This is a genomic window from Neptuniibacter sp. UBA6509, from assembly GCA_002435145.1.
Taxonomy (GTDB): Bacteria; Pseudomonadota; Gammaproteobacteria; order Pseudomonadales; family Balneatricaceae; genus Neptuniibacter.
The window spans coordinates 1-6,948 of the sequence record DJLT01000033.1; the positions used below are offsets into that span (position 1 = coordinate 1).

The window sequence follows — 6,948 nt, forward strand, 5'->3', positions numbered from 1 at the left end:
GGCCTTTTCGTCCAACTATGCGCTTACAGTTGGGAAATACTTTAGACATCACATGTTGTAATGTTTCAGGTTGTATAAATTAGACGTCGAGATGAGGGGTGGTTACAATTTTTACTATTGGTTAAGAAATATCTTGAAAAAGTAGATGTATGAACGCGTAACCCCCTGGGGGAAGGCTTAGCAGTGTGAATAACGGATGATTTAGGTGTTAATGTGATTGAACAAAATAGGTCGTTTCCAGATGACTTCGGCTTTGACTATTGTCTTATGTGGATTAGTACGGAGAAATATCCCTCATTTATAAGTAGGCCACACCCTGACAGTGGCGAGATCATCCATGACGTTAGGGACAACTCAAAACCATTTGCTCATAAACTTCCAATTTTAATAGACCCCGATGGTATCAATGTGGTGCCAGTGAATCTATATCTTCACTCTTTGTTGGCAGATCCAGATATATCCTCCGATAAGACGATTCAATCCCATGCAGTTGCGTTATTGAGCTTCTATCGGTGGTTGAGCACGGAAATCCCCGAACATACACACCCAAGGACTGGCCTTCTGGTTGATGAAAAACCTCCGTTAACAATATATGACTGCACCGAGAAGGTAGAGGAAAGTCCAATCGTGAGATATCGAGACTATTTATTGGAAAACCTTTATACCAAGGATGAAACTGGAAAAGTCGGTGGTTCTCCAAGTACAGCCTCTAACTATGTTTTGAAAGTTGTCAATTACTTCATCTTCCTTCATCGCCAGCGGATCATTTCAATCAGCAAAACCTTTCGACCATTTGAGTTTAAGGCAAAGACTGTTCGCATAAGCAACAAAGGAAACAGAGCACAACATGAAATGCTCTCACATCTCAATCGCAGTCACAGTAAGGAAATTATTGTATACACCACAGGTCTCACTAGACCATTTAAGAACATAAAAAAACCTCAAGATGCTGATATTCGAGAGCTTAACCCACTTCGTGAAGATGAAAAACAAGAGCTTTATAAACACCTTGATATTGAAAATTCATCTGACACTAAAGCCCTAATGGTGTACTTAAAAACTGAAACGGGATTGAGATTGGAGGAATTAATAACATTTCCTGCCTCTGTCGTGGACAAGCCAAAAGCTAAAGTAGTTAAGGTGCAAATTGGTGAGAATATTAACGGTTGCTTAACCAAGTTCAAAAAAAACAGAACAATTGAAATCCCAGCCAGTGTCATGGATCTGTTGTACGAGTACAAGTTAAGTAAGGCGAGGAAGAAGGCTATTGAAAAAGGATTACTTCGCCATAACCACTTATTCGTTAAATCGAATGGCAATATCTACGCTCCAAACACCATTCAAAAGTATGTGGAAACTATCCGCAATGATTTGACACACTGTGGGCTTGATATTTATTTTGCCCCTCATGACTTACGAGCCACTTTCGCAACCGACTGGCTGTACAGCAAACATATGGAAACAGGTAAGCCCTTCGAGGCTTTGTTACAGGAGCTGGCTGATTTGATGGGGCATGAAAGCACCTCTACCACTCAAAAATACGTTAACTACATGAATGACAATAAAACATGGTTGGAATTCGCTCAGCGTAAAAATCAATTCGCACAACAATCGCTGAGGTGATGATATGGCAAAAAGTCGATTAGCAGCATCGAGAAATCAAAATAAATCACCCGCTCCGCCGATTACTAAGAAAAATGTTACTTCATTAGATTTGATCGTTGATATACGGCCAGAAGGGGTGCTAAACAGCACAAGACACAATTTTATTTATTGGTGTCATGAACAGTGTGATCCCAAAAAACCATTAGCTAAACCCTCTCGACTGGAAAGAATGCAAAAGCTAAAAAGATGGGTTGATCAAGAGAAGAAAAATGAAACCAATGCATGGTCTCTAGTAGTTAAATTAAGCGCCTTAAAGACTTACATTGCATTTTGCGACATTAAGAAGTTCGACCCTTTTAGTCAGGCTGGATATCTTTATTACGCTGGTAACTCAGGTGAGTTACGGCGCTTAGTTGACATTGCTAGTGAGCCTAAAAAATACCAATTTCAGTATCATAATGGTGAAGAGTTTGGTTTGTTGGAATCCTCAGCTCTTCAAAAAAAGATGAATCTCGACTCGATGCTTCCAGTGCTTGATTTTGATGTGTCAGACATGCAAGCCACGCTTAAGAGCTTTACTGGTGAGATAACAGATTTTGCTACACTACCTTATACATCAAGCGAATGGTATGCACTAGTTAGACGCACTCAGCTTCTCTTTTTCTCTTTGGTAACTCAACTTATTGCGTTTAAAGAAGAAAACCCCGAATCGCCCCCACCTCAATACCTAGAAAACATTGTGGTTGAAAGAATAGATAATCGTGACATCACGATTACACTTGGGAGAAAAAATGGTTCAGCTTCAGAAGGCTTAGCGAGTCCTTTTAATCAATGCATGTCGGCAGCTTACACTTTGTTTGCCTATTACACTGCATTTAACGACACAGTGATTAGACAGGTTCGCCACCCCATTAAAATGGTTACGTCAAATAAAGATGGTCGGACATCAAAAGTTGCTCAAGTTCGCGCTTACAAAGGTCGTGCATCAAAGGACGTAAAAGCGTTATTTTCAGGCTTAGAAGAAAGCTCCCACCCCGAAGCCAAAGATGAGGAAGCTGGGTTTATTGTCGCTGACATCAATAAGCGCGACACTGTTGGAGAAACTGACGGAATTACCTTTCTTCGAGCACTCGAACTCCTCTCGAAAACCTACAGCGAAGACCCTTATGACACTCTGATATATTTCCTCAATAGCGAAGGTGATAAAGGCAAGGTTGATGTGTCTGGAGCTTCATTCCAATTATCAAAGAACCTAAATTTGCTTTCTGATAGCAGAGCTGAGTTGACCGACCATCTAGTAAAAACCTACGCCGACATTGTTAAAGATCAAAAGATGACCACGTTTAACAAGATTAAACGAGATGATGGTGTATACACGATGGAAGCAAAAGTCACCGTTCTTAAAAAGCAAGTTGTAACAATAAGAGCAATGCCTATTGCTTACGCTGCTCTTTCATGTATGACTGATGTTTCATTGCGGAACGCGCTTATACCGCTTAATTATTCAGAGAAAGATTCCGATGGAGCGATGACAGTTTCTTTCAAATATGCTGATGGCTCTAAAGGTGAGTTTATTGTTGCAGCTAAATACAAACCTTTTCTTCAATTGGTTGAGCGTTATGCTGCGAGCAGAAACCCTTTACCCAGAAAAAATTATGGTTTTGGTGGGGGGAGTTCAACAACCAAGCATCCATTCTTACTACCGCTGGGTGGTAAATATGTTACTTATCAGTGGTCAGAAGGTGAGGTTCCGATTCGCGAAGTTCTGTTAAAATTGTGTGGCATTGGTCGCGGTGATTACTTTATAAATATTACCGCCAGTAGGATTCGCACTACTCATTCTAACTTAGAGTATAAAGCTGAAGAAAAAGGGTGGACAGCCCGAAAAATTTTGCAGCACAATATTGAAACAACTGAAAGACATTACCCCAACGGCCACCCTGTCTCAAACAACAAGCAAATGTCACAAGGGATGATGGGGTTAGTCTACATAGCCCAGGGCAAGAGCCGCAGTGAAGCTATAGAATCGGTTAAGAAAGAATTGGAAATTCCCGTCTTAGAATACGATGTTTGGAAACAACGTAATGCTCCTACAAACCCCAATGGCATTAGCTGCGGCGGGGAAATTGATTTGCTGTCAGAGAAAGATTGGCATTATGCAGCACGCAAGTTCGCAGAAAAAAAAGGGATTATTGAAGAGGGTCAAGATATTACCTGCTATCAATACGATCTTTGCGTCTTTTGCAAAAGCGCCAAACTCGTTGATGACCCCTACGCTATTTATAAACTATTGAGCTTTCTCGATGCGTTAAGTGAAGCCATTGACCAATACCCAGAACGCGCTTCGGTAATTCAATTAAAGATAAATCGCTTTCAAGCTAACCTTGACGGCCTCCCATTAGAGACCGTTGAACAAGCTGAGGATTTGCTTGAAGAAAAAGGGCGTTATCCACTTTTCGACTCGTTATCTTCCATTACCCAATTTTTATAAGGGCTATATCTATGCTGTCTTTTGAAAACTCACAAGATATGGATTCAACCTTAGATACCATGCGTTTAATTGGTGATAGAGGCGACTATTTGCAACAGGAACTTCTCCCTGCGCTACTGCGAGGCGATTGGGAAGAGTTAGACAAAATGGTGGTCTATCAAGATCAAAAAAAGACCATCTTGTTTGGCGAGGATATATGGGCGTTTAGAAATTCTGACTACAAAGGGAGTGGGGTCACGAACTTGATTTTTAACATTGAGCCAGAGCAAGAAGAAAATGTCATTGTACTTCATCAAAAAGAGCGTCACATGCTTAATCAAATGAAGTGCGTAGCATTAGCGGATATGTGGTTTTCTGTTAAACATATAGAACTGGCTTCAATAAATAATAAAAAAAACTCTCTTCGAAAGGATATTGCCCAACTAATCAAACGTGGCATCAATTCATTTGAGGAATTGAATCAAGAGCATCTAGAAATTTTGGTTACTGAGGGATGGTATGATATTTCTAGGAGCTATTGTTTTATAGGGTTGAATAGTCTTGTCCACTTGAAAGGGCTGCTACCTTTCAAGGTCAATTTTTCACATCAATCCCATAAGATGTACAACATGAGTTCTGATGCGCAAAACGGAAAAGTGGTGATTCCCCCCCGAATCTATTTTGCGGCATTAAAAGGGTACAGTGAAGATATCGTAAAAGCCTACGGATTAAGAGATGAAATCGAACAAGCAGTTGAGCAGATGATTTCCTTTTATTCCGATGAAGTAAAAAGAAAAATTCTGAGGGTTAGAAGCGGCTATAGCCATAAACCTCATGGCGGTTATGCAGAATCATGGGAACGATTTACCCAGGCGCTCGACAACAATGGAATAACCTTAGCGGATAAAGGTGAAGATCCACGGTGGATGCAAATATTCACATCTATTCAACCCCGCATTCAAATACGACGAGAATGTCTTAGTATCTTCAGAGCACGCATTGGCAACACTTATTATGGCTGGGCTGGTTTTAGACAGTATTTGAGAAGCTTGAACACAAAAGCCTCATGGCTTTGCTTGGCATTGTCAGGAATGCGCGTAGACGAGTTGTACAAAATGAGTCCTGTTTACGGTGCGCAAAGAACGACTTTCGATAAAAATGGATGTGAGTCCGAAACTGGCAAGGAAACCATTTACTTTCTAACTACACGCCAATCAAAAATTACGATCAGTAGTCAAACCAAAAATGACACGTTTGTAACCACGGAAACGGGTTGGAAAGCCTTCCATATATTAAATGCTATTAATACGCCTTATCGCGACAGATTTGCAAAGAAAAATAATCATCGAATGTTTGCAAACTTGAAGGACATCGCTTTTCCCCAACCTATAGGGAAGAGCGCATTACACACTAAAATTAATACGGGGTTTAACAGCGATAAATTTGATTTTACACTTACAGCAGAAGATATGGGGCATTTACAGACCTCCGACCCAACCCAAACATCTTTTAATCAGGGTGATAAATTTCACTTTTCGCCACACCAGACACGGCGCTCCCTCGCGTACTACCTAATTGGTTATGAGCTGTGTTCTTTCCCCGCCTTGAAGCAGCAATTTTCGCATTTGTCGATGGCAATGACGCGATGGTATGCCCGAAATGCCTATTCATTTGAAAAACTTTACAGCGAAATACAAAAAGAACGAGTCACACAACAGGCTGAGATATTTGCTCGCATATATCAAAAAATGGCGAATGGTAAGCGTATCGCAGGAGGTAAAGGTCAAGCAGCAGCGGCTGAGATTAGTCGCGAAGGTGAAAGTTATTTTGAAGATGGAGTAAGCAAACGCAAGCTATCGGTTGACTACTGGATAGATCGGTTGACCAACGGTAAAGAACATTTACATGCTATTGCTCCTGGGATGTATTGCACTAATACTCAATGTTCAATGCGTATCAATATTGATTTAAGTGAATGTGTAGACTGCGAATATGATTTTATTGAAAATGCTGTTTATGCCGAATCCTCCCGTATGGACGCAATGAGAAACGTTGAGTTTTTAAAAGAAAACAATGAATTAAACTCCAGTTCTGCAACCAAATACTTTATGCAGGTAAAAGCTGCGGAAGCGATCATGGATGATCTAGGATTTAAATATGAAAAGTATGAATTTGCAGAAGATGTGCTGAATTTGGTTATCGAAACGACAAGGAAGGCGTAAGGCATGACAGACAAGGCGGAGTTAAGCTCAACAGAAAGACAGCTAAGAGACGCATTGGCGCGGCTTGTTCATCAAAAGCCGATTAACAGAGAGTTGAAACAAAAGCTTAAAGCCAACAAGCTTAAAATTGTTGTTTCTAATGTTGAGAAAGAAGCGGGGTTATCGAATGGATCGGCCAGGCGCTATCCAGAAACAAAAGCGCTGATCGAAAGCGCTGAAGCAAATCGTGTTCATGGAGTAAGCAATGTGTCCGATACTGTGGTTCGCGGCCACCCTCTCCACATAAAGGCTAAGGAAGACTTAGACAAAGCTAAAAAAGAAATCAAAAAGCTTAAGAGAGAAATTGAGAAGAAAGAAGAAAAGCTTGGAGATTATAAAAAACGCTTAAAGTCTCAAGCCGTGAGAATGCACCAAATGACCGTTGCTATGTGGGAACATATGCCTGAAGAATGCAAGCATATTGAGTTAATGATCGATGTGGAAACAACGGGGGCAACAGGCAACGTTCTAGAATTCAAAAAGCGAGAGAAGCTAGATTAGCTCCGAGACTTATGTTCTTAGCTGGATTAGTCTGGACTCAACCTGTCAAATTCAAATCACGATGCAATTAGGTCCGACAGGTTGCTCTAAGGGGTTTTGCGCCCATCCCCT

Annotated in this window: 4 protein-coding genes; all 4 read left to right on the forward strand. The window is 40.9% G+C overall.

Annotated features, from left to right (window positions below; genetic code table 11):
- Positions 1-213: 213 nt before the first annotated feature.
- The 4 genes from B4K11_RS04070 to B4K11_RS04085 are packed head-to-tail and all read left to right on the forward strand — an operon-like array spanning position 214 to position 6,837.
- Positions 214-1,623, forward strand: a complete 1,410-nt coding sequence (locus B4K11_RS04070; protein WP_061094527.1) for a tyrosine-type recombinase/integrase — start codon at positions 214-216, stop codon at positions 1,621-1,623.
- Between the two features lie 4 nt (positions 1,624-1,627).
- Entirely contained in the window at positions 1,628-4,096 is a 2,469-nt protein-coding gene (locus B4K11_RS04075) for a hypothetical protein (protein ID WP_150140950.1), read from the forward strand.
- 11 nt (positions 4,097-4,107) lie between these two features.
- Positions 4,108-6,297, forward strand: coding sequence for a hypothetical protein (locus B4K11_RS04080; protein WP_061094525.1), 2,190 nt, complete (start codon positions 4,108-4,110; stop codon positions 6,295-6,297).
- Between the two features lie 3 nt (positions 6,298-6,300).
- On the forward strand, positions 6,301-6,837 hold the full coding sequence (locus B4K11_RS04085) for a hypothetical protein (protein WP_061094524.1): 537 nt from the start codon (positions 6,301-6,303) through the stop codon (positions 6,835-6,837).
- Positions 6,838-6,948: the final 111 nt, after the last annotated feature.

What these genes read in the sequence shown, in the direction of transcription:
- B4K11_RS04075 (WP_150140950.1), top strand. Translation starts at nt 1,628, where the DNA reads ATGGCAAAAAGTCGATTAGCAGCATCGAGAAATCAAAATAAATCACCC.
- B4K11_RS04080 (WP_061094525.1), top strand. Translation starts at nt 4,108, where the DNA reads ATGCTGTCTTTTGAAAACTCACAAGATATGGATTCAACCTTAGATACC.
- B4K11_RS04085 (WP_061094524.1), top strand. Translation starts at nt 6,301, where the DNA reads ATGACAGACAAGGCGGAGTTAAGCTCAACAGAAAGACAGCTAAGAGAC.